17 protein-coding genes are annotated in these 19,793 nt (G+C 43.3%); 2 read left to right on the top strand and 15 right to left on the bottom strand.

The annotated features are described in order from the left end of the window. Nucleotides 1-22: 22 nt before the first annotated feature. From hydA to H539_RS29650, 6 genes are all read right to left on the bottom strand, one after another. The gene (gene hydA / locus H539_RS0124240; protein ID WP_026695667.1) at nucleotides 23-1,441 is read right to left on the bottom strand and encodes a dihydropyrimidinase; all 1,419 of its coding nucleotides are present in this window, start codon (nucleotides 1,439-1,441) and stop codon (nucleotides 23-25) included. Nucleotides 1,442-1,460: 19 nt separating this feature from the next. Further along, nucleotides 1,461-2,750: an NAD-dependent dihydropyrimidine dehydrogenase subunit PreA gene (gene preA / locus H539_RS0124235; RefSeq protein ID WP_026695666.1), complete on the bottom strand. Its 1,290-nt coding sequence runs from the start codon at nucleotides 2,748-2,750 to the stop codon at nucleotides 1,461-1,463. 39 nt (nucleotides 2,751-2,789) lie between these two features. Next, complete coding sequence (locus tag H539_RS0124230; protein WP_035324143.1) at nucleotides 2,790-4,139, bottom strand: NAD(P)-dependent oxidoreductase; 1,350 nt, start codon at nucleotides 4,137-4,139, stop codon at nucleotides 2,790-2,792. 43 nt (nucleotides 4,140-4,182) lie between these two features. Beyond that, nucleotides 4,183-5,415: a Zn-dependent hydrolase gene (locus tag H539_RS0124225; RefSeq protein WP_026695664.1), complete on the bottom strand. Its 1,233-nt coding sequence runs from the start codon at nucleotides 5,413-5,415 to the stop codon at nucleotides 4,183-4,185. Nucleotides 5,416-5,437: 22 nt separating this feature from the next. Next, on the bottom strand, nucleotides 5,438-6,733 hold the full coding sequence (locus H539_RS0124220) for a hypothetical protein (RefSeq protein ID WP_026695663.1): 1,296 nt from the start codon (nucleotides 6,731-6,733) through the stop codon (nucleotides 5,438-5,440). Between the two features lie 251 nt (nucleotides 6,734-6,984). Then, a complete protein-coding gene (locus H539_RS29650) occupies nucleotides 6,985-8,457 on the bottom strand; it encodes an NCS1 family nucleobase:cation symporter-1 (RefSeq protein ID WP_245602254.1) in 1,473 nt (490 codons plus the stop codon). A gap of 313 nt (nucleotides 8,458-8,770) precedes the next feature. Between H539_RS29650 and H539_RS0124210 the strand changes: the two genes are divergently transcribed. Beyond that, nucleotides 8,771-9,163, top strand: coding sequence for a rhodanese-like domain-containing protein (locus tag H539_RS0124210; protein WP_026695662.1), 393 nt, complete (start codon nucleotides 8,771-8,773; stop codon nucleotides 9,161-9,163). Between the two features lie 72 nt (nucleotides 9,164-9,235). Here H539_RS0124210 and H539_RS0124205 read toward each other — a convergent pair whose 3' ends face one another. Continuing rightward, nucleotides 9,236-9,661 carry a RidA family protein gene (locus H539_RS0124205; RefSeq protein ID WP_026695661.1) on the bottom strand — a complete coding sequence of 142 codons (426 nt, stop codon included), beginning with the start codon at nucleotides 9,659-9,661 and terminating at the stop codon, nucleotides 9,236-9,238. 158 nt (nucleotides 9,662-9,819) lie between these two features. Next, the gene (locus tag H539_RS0124200; RefSeq protein WP_026695660.1) at nucleotides 9,820-10,095 is read right to left on the bottom strand and encodes a GNAT family N-acetyltransferase; all 276 of its coding nucleotides are present in this window, start codon (nucleotides 10,093-10,095) and stop codon (nucleotides 9,820-9,822) included. 540 nt (nucleotides 10,096-10,635) lie between these two features. Between H539_RS0124200 and H539_RS31820 the strand changes: the two genes are divergently transcribed. Continuing rightward, the gene (locus H539_RS31820) at nucleotides 10,636-10,803 is read left to right on the top strand and encodes a site-specific integrase (protein WP_155890241.1); all 168 of its coding nucleotides are present in this window, start codon (nucleotides 10,636-10,638) and stop codon (nucleotides 10,801-10,803) included. Between the two features lie 183 nt (nucleotides 10,804-10,986). Here the strand turns inward: H539_RS31820 and dmpI are convergent, their stop codons facing one another. The 7 genes from dmpI to H539_RS0124160 form a co-directional block, all read right to left on the bottom strand. Next, a complete protein-coding gene (dmpI, locus tag H539_RS0124195; RefSeq protein ID WP_026695659.1) occupies nucleotides 10,987-11,175 on the bottom strand; it encodes a 4-oxalocrotonate tautomerase DmpI in 189 nt (62 codons plus the stop codon). 875 nt (nucleotides 11,176-12,050) lie between these two features. Next, nucleotides 12,051-13,400: an MFS transporter gene (locus H539_RS0124185; RefSeq protein WP_035324022.1), complete on the bottom strand. Its 1,350-nt coding sequence runs from the start codon at nucleotides 13,398-13,400 to the stop codon at nucleotides 12,051-12,053. A gap of 32 nt (nucleotides 13,401-13,432) precedes the next feature. Next, on the bottom strand, nucleotides 13,433-14,200 hold the full coding sequence (locus H539_RS0124180; protein ID WP_026695656.1) for an aspartate/glutamate racemase family protein: 768 nt from the start codon (nucleotides 14,198-14,200) through the stop codon (nucleotides 13,433-13,435). 128 nt (nucleotides 14,201-14,328) lie between these two features. Further along, complete coding sequence (locus H539_RS29645) at nucleotides 14,329-14,622, bottom strand: DUF3830 family protein (RefSeq protein WP_245602262.1); 294 nt, start codon at nucleotides 14,620-14,622, stop codon at nucleotides 14,329-14,331. Nucleotides 14,623-14,744: 122 nt separating this feature from the next. After that, nucleotides 14,745-16,499, bottom strand: coding sequence for a hydantoinase B/oxoprolinase family protein (locus H539_RS0124170; protein ID WP_245602253.1), 1,755 nt, complete (start codon nucleotides 16,497-16,499; stop codon nucleotides 14,745-14,747). A gap of 2 nt (nucleotides 16,500-16,501) precedes the next feature. Continuing rightward, nucleotides 16,502-18,526: a hydantoinase/oxoprolinase family protein gene (locus H539_RS0124165; protein WP_026695654.1), complete on the bottom strand. Its 2,025-nt coding sequence runs from the start codon at nucleotides 18,524-18,526 to the stop codon at nucleotides 16,502-16,504. A gap of 94 nt (nucleotides 18,527-18,620) precedes the next feature. After that, the gene (locus H539_RS0124160) at nucleotides 18,621-19,730 is read right to left on the bottom strand and encodes a M24 family metallopeptidase (RefSeq protein WP_026695653.1); all 1,110 of its coding nucleotides are present in this window, start codon (nucleotides 19,728-19,730) and stop codon (nucleotides 18,621-18,623) included. Nucleotides 19,731-19,793: the final 63 nt, after the last annotated feature.

Below are 19,793 nucleotides of genomic sequence, written 5' to 3'. Positions count from 1 at the left end.
TATCTTCATTTCTTTCTCTGCTTTACTTTGCGGCTGTCTCTATGGTTTTGGCCTGCTGGCTTTTGCCGTACTTTGCTCTTTTAATATATTGTCCGGATCCTGGTTTTCCGACGAATTGCTTCTCACGGATGACAAATTCACCTCGTGATAACACCGAAACAGGCTCTCCGGTGATTTGCATGCCCTCAAATGGATTGTAATCGACGGCCATATGATGGGTTTCAGCTGATAAGACTCTTTCCGTATCAGGATTGAAAATCACGATATCAGCATCCGCTCCAACGGCAATCGTTCCTTTCTTTGGATACAATCCGAACAATTTTGCTGCCCTTGTGGACGTAAGATCAACAAACTGATTGAGAGAAATTCTGCCCTTCTTTACACCTTCAGAGAACAGAATGCTGACTCGGTCTTCGATAATCGGGCCGCCATTTGGTATTTTTGAAAAATCATCTCTTCCAAGCTCCTTCTGGCCGATAAAATCAAATGAACACTGATCGGAGCCTAGAGTCTGCAGCTCTCCCGCTTTTAACGCATTCCATAATACATCCTGATTCCATTTCTCCCTGAGCGGCGGGGACCAGACATATTTTGCTCCTTCAAAATGCGGTTTTTCTAAATAAGATTGATCAAGAACCAAATACTGCGGACAGGTTTCTCCCCAAATTTCAATTCCCTTACTTCTGGCTTCTGCAATCTTCCTGGCTGCTTCGGCACAGGATACATGGACGATATATAGCTGGGAATCAGCCAAATCCGTCAGGGTGATCGCTCTTCCAGTGGCTTCTCCCTCTGCTTCCGGCGGGCGTGTTAATGCATGGTAGATGGGGTCAGTATTTCCATCTGCCAATGCTTTCTTTACTAAGTAGTCAATCACATCACCATTCTCTGCATGCACCATGACCAGAGCTCCATGTTCCTTAGCTGCGATTAATGTGCGGAACAACGTTTCATCATCTGCCTGGAACTGATTTTTATACGCCATAAATACTTTAAAGGAGGTAATTCCTTCTTCCTCAATCACCTGGGGAAGTTCATTTAGTACGTTTTCATTGGCTTCGACAATCTGAAGGTGAAATCCATAATCAATGACGGCTTTGTTTTTCGATTTTGCGTGCCAGGTTTCAAGGGCACTTCTCAATGTTTTTCCTTTATTCGTTAAACAAAAGTCAATAATGGTGGTCGTCCCTCCAAACGCGGCAGCAATCGTCCCGGTTTCAAAATCATCCCTGGTCGTAGTCCCTCCAAATGGCATATCCAGATGTGTATGAGGGTCAATTCCGCCTGGGAACACATAACACCCGTCTGCATCAATGATTTCTGCATCAGGGGCTGTAAGGTTGGCTCCGATCTGGCTGATGACCCCATTTTCTATGAACACGTCTGCCTTGTATGTATCAGCCGCAGTCACGACAGTTCCATTTTTTATGATTCTTCTCATATAAACTCCTCCTTCAATATTAGGATTTGACCACTTTCTCGGCCGTTCCATTAAGCAGCCCGAGTGCTGCCTGGCGCTCATTCCAAGTCATCGGCGGAAGGTCATTTGGTACTTCCACCATGTCGATTGCCCCATCCACCGGACAGACAATGGAGCATAAGTTACAGCCCACACAATCCTCTTCTCTTACTTTCAGGAAGCTTACTCCATTTGAATCTACCAATCTATCGATGCATTGATGGGAGGTGTCTTCGCAGGCAATATAGCATTTGTTGCACTCTATACAAACATCCTGATTGATTCTTGCTGTAATGTTGTAGTTTAAGTCCAGATTGCCCCAGTCTGAATATTTAGGGACGGACTTTCCGACAATGTCCATGACGGAGGAAATCCCCTTATCATCCAGATAATTATTTAAGCCTTCTATCATATCCTCCACAATTCGGAAGCCATGGTGCATGGCTGCGGTGCAGACTTGCACACCCGTCGCTCCCATTAACATAAATTCCACCGCATTCTGCCAATTGGATATTCCCCCGATACCGGAAATCGGAATAGGAATGCGGGGGTTCCTGGCACATTCTCCTACCATATGGAGAGCAATCGGTTTAACGGCGGGTCCGCAGTAGCCTCCGTGAGCTCCCTTGCCTCCAACATGCGGAATGGTATTCCATGTATCAATGTCCACGCCTGCCAGGCTGTTAATGGTATTGATCATACTGACCGCATCCGCTCCGCCCTTTACTGCTGCCTCTGCCGTTGAAGTAATATCCGTTATATTAGGAGTTAACTTAACAATAACAGGTGTTTTAGCTGCCTCCTTCACCCAATAGGTTTGTCTTTCAACCAGCTCAGGCACCTGTCCGGAAGCGGAACCCATTCCCCGCTCTGCCATTCCGTGCGGACAGCCAAAATTCAGTTCGAGGCCGTCTACCCCTGTGTCTTCCACTCTTTTTACGATTTCATGCCACTTTTCCTGTTTGGGCTCCACCATCAAAGAAGCTATGATGGCATGATCCGGGAAACGTTTCTTTGTTTCGTAAATCTCCTTTAAATTCACTTCTAATGGACGATCGGTGATTAATTCAATATTGTTGAATCCCGCCACTCTCTGCCCGTTAAAACTGACCGCTGCAAATCGCGATGAAACATTTAATATAGGATCGCCCAGCGTCTTCCAGACAGCGCCGCCCCAGCCAGCTTCGAAAGCCCGCTGGACCTGATACCCCGAATTCGTCGGAGGAGCCGATGCTAACCAAAATGGATTTGGTGATTTGATCCCCGCTAAATTAATCCTTAAATCTGCCATCTATTTCCCTCCCTGTTTTTATTTCACAAGCACCCGTGTCTATACGGTTTCAGCAAAGAAGGGAGCTAAAGAACGATGTACCGCATGGGCACTTTCTTTTCCCTGCTGGGCTGCAGATACGACCATGGCTTCTCCCTGTCCTTTACCAAAAATGACATCTCCGCAGGCAAACACTTTTTCATTGGAAGTTTGATAGGATGCAGAGTCTACCTTGACGACACCATCATCATGATGAAGATTGAATTGCTCAATCAGTCCGACAAATCTGGCCTGGCCGTTGGCTTTTATGACCATATCTGCCTCCAGGATGAATTCTGATCCCTGAATAGGAACAGGCCGCCTGCGGCCATCCTCCGCTGGTTCGCCTAATTCCATTTTGATGCATTCGATTCCAATCACCCGTCCCTGCTCATCACCTATAATCCGGCTGGGTGCGGTCAAAAACCTGAATTCAACTCCGTCCTGCTTCGCAAATTCATATTCAAAGGCATAGGCGGTCATCTCTTCAGAGGTTCTCCGATAAAGGATCTTTACGTTTCCGGCACCCAGACGCACAGAGCTCGTAGCCGCATCAATGGCCGTATTCCCGGCACCTATCACCACCGCTTTTTTACCAAAAAACTGATGAGAAAGAGGCTTAGTTTTGGTGTCTCTTACAAATTCAATGGCATCATAAACTCCCTTAAGGTTTTCTCCCTCTATGCCCAAATCCGGCACATGAGCCATCCCGATTGCTAGAATGACAGCATCATAGCTGTTCACCAGTTCGTCAGCTGATAGGTCCTTTCCGATTCTTGTCTTTGTATGAATGGTCACACCCAGTTTTTCAACCTGCTCGATCTCCCAATCAGAAATGGCCATAGGCAGACGGAAAGGAACAATGCCAAAGGTGTTTAGTCCTCCCGCCTTTTCTTCAGCCTCAAATATGTCCGCTTTATAGCCAAGTCGTGCCAATTCCCTGGCTGCCGAAAGCCCAGCAGGTCCTCCGCCGACAATCGCCACCCTTTTGCCATTCTGGGTTCCCGGCTCAAAGAAATCCACTTCATTTTTGATCGCCCAGTCGGTGGCATAACGCTGCAGGTTTCCGATCATAATCGGCTTAGCAGTGTGATTCAGTACACAGGCTCCTTCGCATAATTCCTCTGTCGGGCATACACGGGAACAGCTTGCCCCCATAGGATTCGCCGTCATAATGGTCTTCGCTGATCCCTTTAGGTTTCCTGATGCGATTTTCTTGATGAAACTCGGAATATCGATCCCGGTTGGACAGGCTTTAATACAGGGAGCGTCATAGCAGTAAAGACAGCGGTTGGCCTCCTCCAACGCTTCATTCTGTGATAATCCCGGATGTATTTCTTGAAAATTCAGATCTATGTTTGTATGATTGATCTTCAAATTAAATAACCTCCTTTAACATAGAATGACCGGTCCATTATTTCAATTGCATGTTTAATACGGTTTCAAGCAGGACATTTACACCCTTTTCACAATCTTCCCAAGGTGTCCATTCTTCTTCACAATGACTTTTCCCATGGATGCTCGGCACAAAAACCATGGCGGTCGGCACATAACCCGCTAAAAATTGAGCGTCATGGCCGGCACCGCTGACCATCCTTTTATACGAATATCCTAATGACTTCACCGATTGCTCGAGCTGGTTCACGATCTGCGGATCAAACCAGACGGTATTGCGGTCCCATAATTTTTTCGCTTTAATTTCACAGCCTTCATTTGAAGGGAAATCAGGCAGCCCCTGGATGATTTGTTCCACCTGTTGTATGACAGCCGGATCCTTATGCCTTGCTTCGAGCGAAAACACCACCTTATTCGGAATAACCGTGTGGATGTTCGGCCATACATTCATCCTGCCCATTGTAAAGACCAGATCAGAATCGAGTGCTCCCAGTTTACTGCGTGCGTCAGCCAGGATATTATTGGCAGCAAACAGGGCATCCTTTCTCATGGTCATGGGAGTAGTCCCTGCGTGATCCGATTCTCCTGTTATTTCGATTTCGTAGCAGACCATTCCAACCACGCATTCCACCACCCCGATGGACAAGGATTCCTGTTCAAGTATCGGCCCTTGTTCGATATGCAGTTCCAAAAAGGCAGAAGCTTCTTTTAGACGAAATTCATCCTTCCCTTTATATCCGATGGTCTCTAACGCTTCATCAAAGCTTACGCCATCCGAATCCCTTTTATTAATCATAATTTCTTTATCGAATTTGCCAGATAGTACGCCGGATGACATCATGGAAGGCTCAAATCTTGCTCCTTCTTCATTTGTAAAATTCACAACCATAAGGGAAATTCTAGGCTTCATGTGATTTTCAGCGAATGTACGGGCAATCTCCAGACCGGCAGCGACCCCGAGCACACCATCAAATCGTCCGCCTTTTTTTACCGTATCAAGATGGGAGCCGATCACGATTGGCGGCTTGTCTTCTGTTCCTTCCAATGCGGCATAAATATTTCCCATATCATCGACTTTTACTGTCATGCCCAGGTCTTTACAGACTGAACAAAAATAATCCCTTGCCTTACGATCTTCCTCGGATAAGGACAGGCGCGTAACCCCATTCTTTTCGGTGCGTCCAAAATCAGCGAACCTTTCCAGTGTTTCCTTCAATCTGCGGCCGTTAATGAGCAATTTTTGCTGTTCCAAGTTTTGCTCCTCCTTTTTCCTGCTAAACGAATGGTTCTTCCTTCTTTTCATTCACATAATGGGCCAGTTTTTCTATATTGATTTCATAGACTAGGCGCGGCCGTCCTTTCTGATGAATCAATTCCTTTCCGATGATGGCTGCAATCTTTTCTTCGCTTAAGTTTTTTAAGATTCTGGCTGCATGCCGCTCCGTTGTATTCATCCCAATGCCCACTTCTCTGGTTGTAAGCTTCTTTTTTTGCATCATGGATAACCACGCATAAAACTTACGGAGACTTAGCGAACGATAATGATTGTCATGATTTAAAAGGTTATACTCCATGGATTGACGTGTTCCTAATGGTCCGTGAATCCTTTTTTGTTCATCAATTAAAAAGCAGCACCCGCCATCCGTCTTTCGTGAGGCAAACTCCAATGCATTCTTCGCATTGTATGAAGCACTTTCCGCTGTACTGCCGATGCCGATTCCCAGGTTGATCCCGATGGAAAATGAATCATTCAATTGCTGTAAAAACGTAAAATCTTTTTTCTTTCTCGTTACTCGGTCTAACACTCCGTAGGTTGTATAAAGAGTAATGGTGTTTTCCTCCATCAGCACAGAGCTTGAAAAAAACCGGTTTCCATAGGCTTGTATGCTTTCCTTTATGGCCGTAAATTCCTGGAGCAGAGACTCTTTTCCTGCTATATTCATAATTTGAAAGCGCAGGGCTGTAATTTGGGCTTCCTCTTTTTTTCGCTCATAACCTTTTAAAACCGCTTTACGCAGGGTATGGCGGATCGTGGCCTTTGTATGATTGATTAAAAACACAGGTGCCTGAATTTCCTTCAGCCCTTCATATACCGAATTGATCGTAGTGGCGATGACCTGGATTTTATTATCTTTTAATAGAGTGATGTGATAATCCAATAAGGCCCCGCTCCGCTCCATTTCTAAGGTGCTGGACTTTAAATAATAGGTCTTATTAGTGATATTCATTTCTTCATAAATCTCTTTTAAATCATTTGCTTCGACAATATCAAAGCTGATGTCTGGGAAATGGTTGTAATGTTTATAGATGTTCAGTAAAACCCTATATATATCTGACCCTTCAAAGGGTACATAATAGGCAAGACTGTCATGAGGGATAGTTCCTTTTGAAATATGGTAAGGAGTTGGTCCGGCAAACATATAAATATCTGCTGGTTCTGTATGATGGTCGATTAATGCGGCAGATTCTTCGACAGTTTGATAGATGAGCGTTTTTAGTTCAAGTTCCTGAAATTCCTGGGCGATTTCACAAATTTCTTCTACCAGTGGCTTGGGACCGATCACAAGCATGTTTAAGCTGATGATTTCACCTCCTTATCCTTTGTCTTTAATAGGTCTTTAATTAATTTTATAAACCGAAAATAAAACGGATTCCATAAGTTCGTGAGACATTCTGACATAGTTTGGAAAAAACAGGACTTTTGGTGCAGGCAGTTCGTTAGCTACGCGGCTGGAGGGTGACAGCTAGGAGGAAGCATCATATAAGCCCCATTAAAAAACACCACAGTTTTAGACTGTGGTGTTCTTGGTGGCAAATCCCATTACAATGCTGTTGTTTCTATATTTTCCGTACTGGATTCAGGCATTCTTTCTGATTTCATTAATAATACATAAGTAATAAAGCCAAAGCCGATTCCGAAGAACCATGAATACGTGTACAGCCCCTTTAATGAAGGGACCATCAGGCCGATAAAGGAAGCGATCAGCCCTAAGGCGAGTGCTGCCAGCGCCTTTATATTCCAGCCGTTTTTATACTCATATAGACCATCTTTTCTATAGAAACTGTTTAAATCATATTTTCCCCGTGCCACCAGGTAATAATCCGCAATCATAATACCGCCAACCGGTCCAAGTGCCCCTCCGATCGCTCCAAGGACATTAAAAATCGTGTCTGAGTTGTTATACCATAGCCATGGTGCAACAAAAAATGCCGCCACAATTGAAATCAACCCTGCTTTTACGAAATTCAGTTTTTTAGGGAACAGATTTACTAGATCATAAGCTGGTGAAACTACATTAGCTGCCACATTGACAGACAAGGTAGCGATTAAGAGCGCGAATGCTCCCAGGAATAATACGATCGGGTTACCGAATTGCTGAAGCAGTTCAACAGGATCCCAAATCGGCCTTCCAAAAGCAATAACCGTTCCGGAGGTTGTAATGATACTCATAACAGCAAAGATAATGGCCGTTCCTGGCAGCCCTATTGCCTGGCCGATCACTTGATCCTTTTGTGAGCGGGCAAATCTGGTAAAATCGGGGATGTTCAAAATCAAGGTAGCCCAGGTTCCAATTAATCCAGTGACCGAAACCCCAAATGCTGTCCAAAATGCCCCGCCCGTTAATGTGGATGGTTCAGCGAATAATGGCCCTAATCCCTTAGATACAGTAATCGCCCAAATAACCAGCCCTAAGCCTAGAACAATTACCAGCGGGCCGGCCCAAAGTTCAAAGAATTTAACTCTTTCCATCCCATGAGAGATCACCCAGGCATGTAAAATCCAGAATAGAGCGACCGCCAAAGCATCATTCAATCCCATACCGATAATATGAATGGAAGAAAGACTGTCCCAGCCTGGTATCAATGTACCCAGTACCGCACCCACAGCTTTACTGCCTAAATAGGCCTGTACCGCAAACCAGAAGATCGCCACAATGGCTCTGATAATAATGGGCAGCTGCGCCCCTTTATAACCGAAAGAAGCACGTATTAAAACAGGAAAGGGCACTCCATACTTGGCACCTGCGGAACTGTTCAGCCACATGACCACAATAAGGATGATATTGGCTGTAATGACGGTCGCTAATGCCTGCCAGACATTCATCCCTAAGCCAAGCAGACTTCCGGCCGTTTCATAAGCCACAATATTATGGACCATTCCCATCCAGACCGTTGTATAGTTCAGCCAATTCCAATTTCTCTTTTCCTTAGCGACCGGCGCCAGGTCCTCATTGTATAAGGAAGGATCCTTGAACATCAAAACATCTTTATTTTCCATTGTTTTAGCACCCATTCATATTCCTCCTTATTCCTCCTGTAAATTGGCTGCAATATCATTTGCCGCCTATCTGTGCAGAGCTTTAGACCTACCGATCTCATTGGACACCTATCTATTTTTAGAATTCCACCTCCATGTAAGGGTCTTTAAAATGTCTTTATATCTTTTGTTAGCAACATTATCTTTTGAATCGAAAATGTTATCCATGAACTGGTTAGGTAATCTCACCATACTTTTAAATAAACGTACAAACGATCCAAAAATTAGACTTTCACATCCCCTAAAAGATATAATATAGAAAATCTTACATAACAAAGGAGTATGAGTCATGGCAAAAACTTTTAAAGATATGGTTACAGAAGCACGAGATAATGTGAAGGGCATTTCCTCACAGGAAGCAAGAGAAAAAATCAACAGCAATCCGAACACTTTGGTGATCGATGTTCAGGATGCAGCGGATGCAGGTGCATGCGGTCTTATTCCAAGCAGTGTCAACATTTCTCTTGGAATGCTGCCGATCAGGGCTGATCAGCTGGTACCGGAAAATCTTCGTGATGAAAAACTTCAGGACAGAACCCGCCCTGTGATCGTAACTTGCGGAGCAGGCGGCCAGGCAGCTCTAGGTGCCTATGTTCTAAAACAAATGGGCTTTGAAGACGTAGCGTTCATTGAAGGCGGAACAAGCGCTTGGAAAGAAGCAGGCTTTGACGTCGAAAGGTAAAATAATACAACAAAGAGCACTGGCTGACAGTGCTCTTTGTTTTTATAGATAAGGGAAAGATGATATTGTATTTCACAATTTTATTATATTACTTATTTTTTCTACTGCCGCAACTGCTTCGATCTCCACCAGCTGATTGGGATATCCCAAGACGGTAACTCCTGATAAGGTGCTTGGAACATCATGATCCCCGAATTCTTTTCGAATTGCCTCCCAGGCTGTTACTAAATCAGAGCGATTACTTGAGGCTACCAGAACTCTTGTATAAGCAACGTTTTCTAATGTGGCAGCACACTCTTTTAACGCTTCCCTTAAATTATCCACACAAAGCTTGGCCTGAAGCGAGTACTCTCCTATATATTCTACCTGGCCTTCTCTATTTAACGGGCATGCCCCCGCTAAAAAAAATACGTCCATGCCTGAAGGAATCCGGCTGGCGTAGGCATAATCTACTGAAGCTAAATTCTGTGAGCGTATGAGGGATATTTTATTATTCAATTTAAACACTTCCTAATCTTGTTTTATGCTTACTCAATTCCACCTACAGACAATTCTCCTGAAATAAGTAGATTCCTTTTCCAATTTCTTAAAGAGACCATTAAAAAGAAGTCTGGTACCGAAAACCAGACTTCAGGTGTATATTCTCATTGAAGAAATTATTGTGCCAGCAGGTCCTGGTATTCACTATGAGACTCAAATTGTTTCCTTGCAAATGAACAAAGCGGAATGATTTTATGTTGATTTTCACGTGCATACTCTACAACATGCTGAAATAGCTTCTCTCCTACCCCCTGGCCTCTAAGATCTTCAGAGACAAAAGTATGATCAACCACTAATTCATTTCCCTCTCCTTTTTCGAAATGAACTTCAGCCGTTGGATTATTTTCATCATTTCCAATAAAAAAAGAGTTTTTTCCTTTTTGTATGTCCATTATGTAATCCTCCTTTATCTGTACTTATGTATATCTTCCACTAACTAAAAATATTAAACTATCTATGATTTTATTACTTTGCTATCCCTGTTAGAAAGATATTGATTTGTAGTATCATTTCACCATAAATGATACGAATAGTAGTAGATGATGCCTTTTTTTGAGACAAAAATCTTTCCCCAAAAGCTACTCCTCCGACTGGTAACATTTTATACAGTGGTCCAAAGTGAACAAGTGCTCCCCTCTTCCGCCAGACCCTGGCACGATTTGTCTCTATATTTCCGAAATTGCGTTAACTCATATGTTTGCGACGATAAGAAGACACCTCTCCTCCATCAGCCAAGCACATCGATTTCAACGATACCTCAGTCCGACTAGGACCTCCGTAGTCCAGGCTTTAATGGAGGGAAAAAACGATAAAAAGGCTCCCGACAACAATTAAAGCCCCGCGTTAATGCGGTCGGTACTTCCGGAATTAATTGGTAAGATTGATACTTCTACATTGGATGGAATCCAGGACAAGGCGATTTTACTTTTGTATTGGCAAGTAGACGGTTAGAACTTGTTGCCATTAATTTAGAGGATTTAGAGGTAAATGATTTGGGAATGGATGTACGAGTGCGGGAAACGAAAAGCAAAAGTGATTTAATCAAAGCGGTAGTTTTTTCTCACAATGAATATTGCCCTGTGAAGGTGGCAGGGGATTGAATCAAAAGTGCGGGCCTTAACAGTGGAACATTATTTCGATAACGTGGACAGGCATGGCGATGTACGATGGCTTAAGTGATAATTCCATCGCTAATAATATGAAGAAAAATGTTGGGAAACTGAGTGCTTAAATTAAGAGGAGGCGGCTAACGTTTCAGCCGCCTCTCTCCCTAAGGTTTAATTTTATTTTTGGTGTTCTGAAAGTAGTTTTCCACCTACACCAACATTGTCAGAGTCATTCTCTCTTATTATTACTGTAAATGCCTGTTCAGGCATATTTAGTACCTCTTGAGAAACCTTGGTGAATTTTTCAACTAATTCAGCTTTTTTCTCTTTGGATAAAACAGGTCCATCAAATTGAATATATGGCATATACATTCACTCCTTAAAAGCAAGATTGGTATCCTTCAGGATTACCGAGATTATTGTATCCAAAATCGATTAAATATACCAAAATAACGCTTGAGAACATACTCAATTAACAATTCTTGTTCCACTAACCTGCCCCATTAGCCATCCATGAATCGCATATATCAGCGATTCACCACAGAGAATGAAAACAGGTTGTGCAAACTAAACTGTTTAATGCTGAGAAGAAGGTCTTTGAACTATGGTGCCTAGAGCCCATCGGTTAGTCTGAATACAACGACCATGGTGCACCACCGGCTGTCGCACCCTTGATGGGTAGCACTCATGGGAGATTAATCCTAATTCTGGGTTGTTACGTCCAGCTTCACTTATTTTGCTCTGCTCCTAGGGTTTATGGTTAGCAAAAAGCTGCCGAAGCAGCCATTTCACCCGTATAATATACTAGCTTTAGTTTCCAATTTAACATACATGACATAAAGTTTATTTTTCAATTTGTCGAAATTCCGCTTAAATCTTTGCCAATAAGCCTTCTCCGTAGGCAAATGATACCCGTTAGGGCGAGGGCCTTTGCACCCGTTAATAATGCATGTTCTCCTAGTTTAGAACCTGCAGCTTTGCGGAATTCATTCGTATGGGTAATTAAATCATCAGGTCCTTTTTTAATAAAGGTTGGGAAGTTGGAATGACATGACAAATATTTTAAATATACATTTGTATAAACATAAATAATAATATTATTATTTATGTATTTGGTTAACGCATTTAGAGTTTCAATCAATTTAACAAATAACGCCCGTTCCGGAGGTGGCAACGGGCACTTTTAGAATATCTATAATTCCTAACTGAGCAATGACTATGTCATCCAGTTCCAATGAATATTAATGCAAGATTTCACCTTCAGTTTCCTTGATAAATAGAATCGTAATCAGAGTGATTACCATGAATATCTGTATAAATGATACGGTTGCTCCAAAAGCCCATCCTAAACTGATAACAAAACCGATTAGGGACGGAGCTACCGTATTTGCCCAGCGCTGACCAGCAACTCCCCAGCTATATCCAACACCTCGTACATTGGTTGGGTAGATTTCACCGAACCATGTATTCCAAACTCCCCAGGCACCTAAGCTAAAGAATGCTAGCAAAAAGTTAAGGATATAAAGCTGCGTGATATTTTGGGAGTAAGCAAAGGCAAAGCCGAAAATTGCCGCAAATAATACGAAGCTAAACATGACCTTTTTGCGGCCAAATTTACTTGTAAGCTGAGCGGAGACCAGATAGCCTGGGATCTGGGCAACGGCTGACAAGGCTACAAAACTCATGCTTTGACCCATAGATAACCCTTTTTGCTGAAGGAGTGTAGGTATCCATGTGTATAGCCCCCAATATCCAAAGGAAAAAGCAAAGTTTACGATGGTTTGCAAGGCTGTTGTTTTGAACATAGCACCTTTGAAAATCTCAAAGAAGCTTCCCTGTTTTACCTGATAGACAGCCAGTTGTGTGTCTTCAGGCACTTTTGTGTGTCCTTCACTAATTTGCTCAAGAATGTTCTTGGCCTCAGCCGTCCTTCCTTTTCCTGCCAACCAATAAGGGGATTCAGGAATTCTCGCAATCACAAATGCCCATAAGCCTGCTAGAGAGCTTACCAATAAGACAGCCCTCCAACCTCCCCAGATACCATGAAGGTTCATTAAACCACTTGTCAATCCAACTGCAATCAAAGTACCTATTGGCCAGCCAGCAGATAAATAAACAGCTGCTTTTCCTCTTGTCATCACAGGAAGCATTTCTTCATAATAAGGGAAGATACAGGCAAGTACACCCCCTAATGCAAAACCTGATAACATGCGAAGCGCGTACAGCGTTTCGTAATTCGGAGAAAAAGCACTGGCAAGCGATACCAAACCATAAAGCATTAGGCTGTACATAATCGTTTTCCTTCTGCCAATTTTATCTCCAATGATCCCTCCAACATATGTTCCGGGAATCATCCCTAAGAAGATGGAGCCAATGAGTGAACCAACTTGAACCGGAGTCAGGTTAAACTCCGCTGCAATCGATCCACTTAGCATGATGATAATCATCATTTCCCAGGCTTCAATCACGAAAGCCATGAACAATGCAATCCCTATTTTCCTGTGGGTTTTAGTAAATGGCATCGTTTGAAAATAGGAGCCAATTTCGACCGCCTTGTTTTCTGTTTTAGCTTTAGCTACATTTTGCACCATAACCTCTCCTCCGAACTAACTCTTATTATTTTTTATATTTTGCTTAAAGGAATATTGAATAGCTTAAAATCTTTTACTTCATCCGCTGGAGGTGACTGGTACCCTACTTTCTTGCTGTGGGTCCAAGCTAACTTCTGTTTGAGTTCTACCAAAAACTCAGCATATTTAAATGGAGAAAGACTTGCGTCGATCACAGGTACACCCAATTCATCCTGCAGTGTTTCAAAAAAACCGAACTCACCGGTACACCCTAAAACAATGACATCTGCTCCATCTTTTTCAATCGCTTCCACGGCAGCTTCTCTGATTCTTCTTTTTGTTTCCGCAGGATCCTTCTGGAAGTCATGCACACCTAACTCAAGTGACTTAAAAGATGATAATTTATGCCCAAATCCGTATTTATACACATTTTCTTTCATTTCCGGAATCCATTTTTTTCTGCCAACAAGAATTGAAAAATTTTCACCCAGAGTAGTCGCAAGATGTAAAGCAGCTTCTGCAGGCGCTGTGATTACCATTTTATTTGCCACCTCACGGCATGCTCTTAGAGCTGGGTCATAAAAACAGCCGATGATGGCTGCATCATAACCGTCTTCTTCTGCCTTCTTTACAGTCCGGATTAATTCAGGAATGACCATTGCTTCATAACAGCTATATTCTAGATGAATCGGACCTGCTCCGGCTTCAAAGGATACAACATCCACTACTGTATCCGGGCTTTTATAATGATTGAATTGTTCCCTGAACTCCTGATCAAAAACATCTGTGTGAAGTGGATTAATAAATAAAATCTTCTTCATAAAATCATCCTTTCATATTGCAGAATATTCAAAATTTTAAAAATACTTGTATTTCCATATTACCATAATCATTTCTTGTATAGGTGGAATTTCCTTCAAAAATTTTTATTATCAATTATTCAAGTATCTCAATTTTTTTTTATATGTTCCGTCCCATTTAACCAAATCCGGTCACCAACCGTGAATAACTGGTCTAGGATTTGAGCCATCACAGTAATAGGTTCGTCTCCCCTATGGCTACGTGTATGTTCTGCTCCATAATAGTTCGCTATCCCCTCAATCATCCTGACCGCTTCCCAATCCCTCAAGTAGACCAACTCACCTAAACTTGTAACTATAGTTTGGTTTTCCCTTTTAGGGTGCCCATTTGATTTGTATGCGACGTTCACTTCACGTCCGGACCATCCGGAATGCCTACCAATACTGCAAATAGGGAGAGTCTCCCAAACTTTTTTAAAGTCTGGGACACTTATCTTCCTAACGTAGCAGGAAAACTTTCTCCATTTTGATAATTAGAATGCGGTTCAGATCAGTACCACCAAAATCAATTTTTTCTCCGATAATTTGCTGTTTCCTCTTCATCGACAGAAAGCGTCTCTGGATTAATAACGACACCATACTGCTCCAAAGCCGCATTAAGGTTGATATAGCCATCCATTACATCCTCAAGGACTCTGTTTGGCTCTCTCTCGAACGGGTCCCCGAATCCACCGCCTCCCCCGGTTTTCACGATGACCTTATTTCCGAACTTCATCGGCTTCGCATTTGCTTTCAACGCTTTTTCTTCGTTCTTACCCTCATAAATGATTACCTCAGGCTTAGCTGCCTCACCGCCTCCAAATAGTCCCCAAGCTGGAGTTGCAGACCGCTCAAACCAAAGGTATAGATCTGCTTCATCCGTCAGTACTTCATAGCCCCTCTGCATGCCGAGGCCACCGCGATTCCTTCCCGGCCCACCTGAATTCTGGCGTAATCCGTAGGTAGTAACCTTAAACGGATACTTATCTTCGAGAACTTCAATGGGCAGATTTTTAAAATCTCCGTTCACATTGTTAATCAATCCTGATTGACCATCATTTTCCGCAAAACCTCCCCATCCGCCGGCTGTCGCTTCTACGTTCAAAAATGGGGAATTCCTGCGTGGATCATGTCCAGCAAAGGTTATGATCATGGAGTCCCCATAATGGGCGCCTGCACTCTTTTCCTTGAGGGAAGGCGATAATGCTTTGACCACCAAATCTATCAAAAGACCTAAGGCGGAATAATAGAATACACAGGCTGCTGGCTGTTCCGCACTGAATATGGTCCTTTTTGGTACTATAACGTTCAACGTCTTAAAATTCCCCCCAGTTACAGGGGCATCAGGGCTTATCAGTTCTTTGAAAGCAACACGGCATGCGGAAACCGTTTGGGCAAGTCCACAGTTCGTCATGCCCCTCACTTGTTCACTTGAGCCGGTAAGGTCAATGGTAATATCCTCCCCTTCAACAGTAACCTTCACCTTAACGTTTACGGGTTCATTGGACACACCATCATTATCCAAACAGCCTTCCGCTTCATATACACCATCCGCTATTTGAGAGATCATTTCACGGTCTAAAAGCTCGGATTGTTTGAAGATATCTATGATGGAACGGGTCACTGTTTCCAGGCTGAATCTACCGATGATCTCATGAAACCTTTTTTCACCTGTACGACAGGCAGCAATTTGTGCATTAAGGTCCCCTAATGCGGCTTCGCTAAATCTGCTGTTTGTAATGATGAGATTAATAATATCCTTTAACGGCACTCCGCCGTCATAAATCTTTGTAGGGGGAATACGTATTCCTTCCTGGTATATTTCGGTGGCATTCATGGAAAACCCGGGATCCTGGCCGCCTACGTCAAGCCAATGGGCACGGTTCGCTGTAAAACCAACCAGTTCTTCTTCGTAAAATACCGGTGAAATGACCGTAATATCGTTAAGATGAGTACCTGTTAAATACGAATCATTCATGATATAAACATCGCCAGGTTTGTAACTATCCACGCCGCCAATATATTTTGTGTTGATCTTAATGCAATCATCTAAGTTCCCAAGAAAAATTGGAAGACCAGCCGATTGTCCAAGCAATTCAGCGTGGCGGTTGAAAATGCCAACACTGCAGTCTTTCATTTCGTAAATAATCGGAGAAAAAGAGCTTCTTGCGAGACTCGCGTTCATTTCCTCTGCAGCCGATGATAGAGCATTTCGAATGATTTCCGTTGTAATGGGATTTTCTAGAAACGTATGGGTCTCTATTTTGGTTTTCGTTGCCACGCTTATCGTTCCTCCTTTGTAATTTCAAGATTCCCTAAACGGTCTACTTCAACGCGGTAACCATATGGTACAACAGTAGTTGTACTTGGATCTTCTATAATGGCAGGTCCATAGAACCGATGCCCATACTGTAGATGTTCAGACATGAGAACAGGTGTATTTATTTCGGTACCATTCCAAATCACCTGTTTGTTTGTTTTCGGGATCACGTCTGTGGCTGTTTTCGGGGTGTTATTCGATTCCTCAACGTCGTTTTTTTCCAGTTTTCCATATCCAGTAATACGGATGTTTACTGCTTCCACTGCTCCTTCCTGATTGCTATGACCATAAATCTTCCCATGCATCTGATGGAATAGGTCCATTACCCGACCATTATCTGATTGAAATGGAACGTTGACCGTATACTCCTGGCCCATATACCGAAGATCGATACTACGCTGCAGAGACATATTTTCTTTCTTCACCCTTTGCTGGGATAGAATCGTCTTCGTTTCCTCTTCCATTTCTTGATAAAGTGCATCGATTTTTGTCATGTCCTCATCCTGCAATGCCGATACAAATGTGCGAACGGCATCATGCCGGATGTCGGTTTGAAGCATGCCCCATGCAGAGAATGTTCCCGCGACAGAAGGAACAAGGATTTTCTGGATACCAAGAAGATCGGCTATTAGTACTGCGTGCATCGGGCCAGCCCCCCCAAACGCTACTAGGGCAAAATCACGTGGATCAATTCCCTTTGACACCGTAAGGGTACGGATTGCGTCCGCCATTTTTGCATTGGCAATATCACAAATGCCTTCAGCTGTTTCAAGGACACCTAAGCCTAGGCGGTCTGCAATTTCTTTAACCGCTTTGAAGGCCGCATCCTTGTCCAAGATCATATTGCCTCCAAGAAAACCGTCTTCAATAAGACGGCCAAGAACAAGGTTTGCATCTGTTACGGTCGCTTGAGTTCCGCCCTTTCCATAGCAAGCAGGCCCTGGATCAGATCCCGCGCTTTTTGGCCCTACCCTGAGTCCGCCTCCCTCAATCCAGGCAATAGAACCGCCTCCAGCCCCGATTGTATGAATATTAACCATTGGTGTAAGGATAGGGAATCCTTCCAATGATGTCTCTGATGTGACATCCGGTTCTCCATCAATTACAAGGCTGACATCAAAACTGGTGCCTCCCATATCTACACAAATTAAGTTTTTATATTGTGTTAGATTTCCAAGCGTTATGCTTCCTACTGCCCCCCCGACGGGTCCAGATAAAAGTGTCTGGATCGGCATCTGTTTTGCTACCCTGGAAGTCATGACTCCTCCATTCGACTGCATGATATACAGGTCTCCAACCAAGCCCGCAGACTCTGTTCTCTCTTCCAAACTTGAAAGATAGTTTTCTACGATAGGTGCGACATAACCGTTGATCACGGTCGTGCTCGTGCGTTCGTATTCCCGCCACTCTCGGGCAATTTCATGAGAGAGGGAAACGGACAGCTGCGGTGCTCGGTTTTTAATCACCTCACGTATGGCGATTTCATGATCAGGATTTTTGTATGCATGCAGCAGACTTACTGAAACGGAATTGAACCCTTTTTGCACGATCCGATCAAGGACTTCATTCAATTGAGCTTCGTCGATGGCTGTTTCTACTGACCCATCGGCCAACACTCTCTCCTCCACCTCAAAAATGTTTCGACGTTTCACTAGAGGTTCAGGCTTCCGGTATTTAATGCTGTACATATCCGGTCTGTTCGCGCGTCCAATCTCATACACATCGCGAAATCCTTTTGTAACGATCAACGCTACGTCCGAACCTTTGCGTTCAAGAAATGCATTTAGTCCCGCGGTTGTTCCGTGGACGAAATAATCAATGGTTTTAAAATCACCCACCAGGTTTTGCATTCCTTCCAGTACACCATCCGCAAGGTTTTTCGGTGTGGTTAAAATTTTCTCGGTTTTATAACTTCCTCCGCTTTTGTCATAAAGAACTAAATCTGTAAATGTTCCTCCAATATCGATTCCCAATTGGTATTGTGACATAATTCCACCTCTTTAAATGTAATGTAATCCTTTTTGAATATTCTGACTTACATATTGATTACCATCCTGTAACGGTGTACTTAATACTTACCCCCTAGACTAGGATAGCGGCCCCGCTTACTGTATTGATCAGGTCACGGGTTACATGATTGAGCCTTTTACTTCCCGTTGATGTGACCACAACTATATCCTCAATCCTTACACCGAATTGACCGCTCAAATAAACACCGGGTTCAATACTGATGACCATGCCTTCTTCAAGGATCTGCTCATTATTGTTTGTCACAAAAGGCTCTTCATGAACTTCGATTCCTAATCCATGCCCGGTTCGGTGGGTAAAATAGTCGCCGTAACCTTCCTTGGTGATGACATTCCTTGCTGTAAGGTCGATCTCCTTTAACGGAACTCCAGGACGAACCGCCTTTACCGCTTCCTCCTGTGCGCGTCTAACGATGTCATAAACTTTTTGCATTTCTTTTGTGGCTTCCCCGCCAACCAGCACAGTTCTGGTCATATCGGAACAATAGTGGTCTTTAATGCCACCCATATCGATGACTACCATATCGCCATCATCAATCATGGTGTCATCCGATTGATGATGGGGAATAGCGCCGTTTCGTCCAGCACCCACAATTGGACTGAAAGATAAATCATCCACTCCGTAATCCGCAAAGAGACGCTTCATTTCATCGGCAACTTGTTTTTCGGTCATACCGGGCTTGATAAAGTTGATGATTTTTTTCATTACGGTATCAGCAACCTGTCCGGATGCTTCCAATAGGTCCACTTCCTGCTCGTCCTTAGTAATTCTCGCTTTTCCTATCACCTCTGTACTGTCTACAAACGTTACTTGGTTACAAAGCTTCATCAGGGCCAGTAAGTTTTGACTCGGCCACAGATTGTCGACAGAAACAAGCCCTGCTTCTGGCAGTACTTTTGCTAGAATCTTAAGTGATGGGTCTCCGTCTTTCCAAAAGACGGTGTCGAAAGGTCCATCTAGTTCAATTTCTTCTTTGGACATTTCATGTACAATCATTACCGGTTTACCAAGCTTCGGAATAACGACTGCTTGTAATCTTTCATGAGAGTCGAGCCATGTACCGCTAAAATAGAAGAAATTTGCAGGAGCCGTGATGACAGCAGCCTCTATATTCCTTTCATCCAATAGATGTTGCACTTTTTCAATTCGTTTTTGATATGTCACTCTTAACCCTCCATATGAAATTCAAATATGTATTCATATAAAAAACTGACCCATATAAAAGGA

The organism is Peribacillus kribbensis DSM 17871, assembly GCF_000430765.1.
Lineage (GTDB): Bacteria > Bacillota > Bacilli > Bacillales > DSM-1321 > Paraperibacillus > Paraperibacillus kribbensis.
Note: the sequence above shows the minus strand (reverse complement) of the source record. Positions and strands in the feature narration are given on the sequence as shown.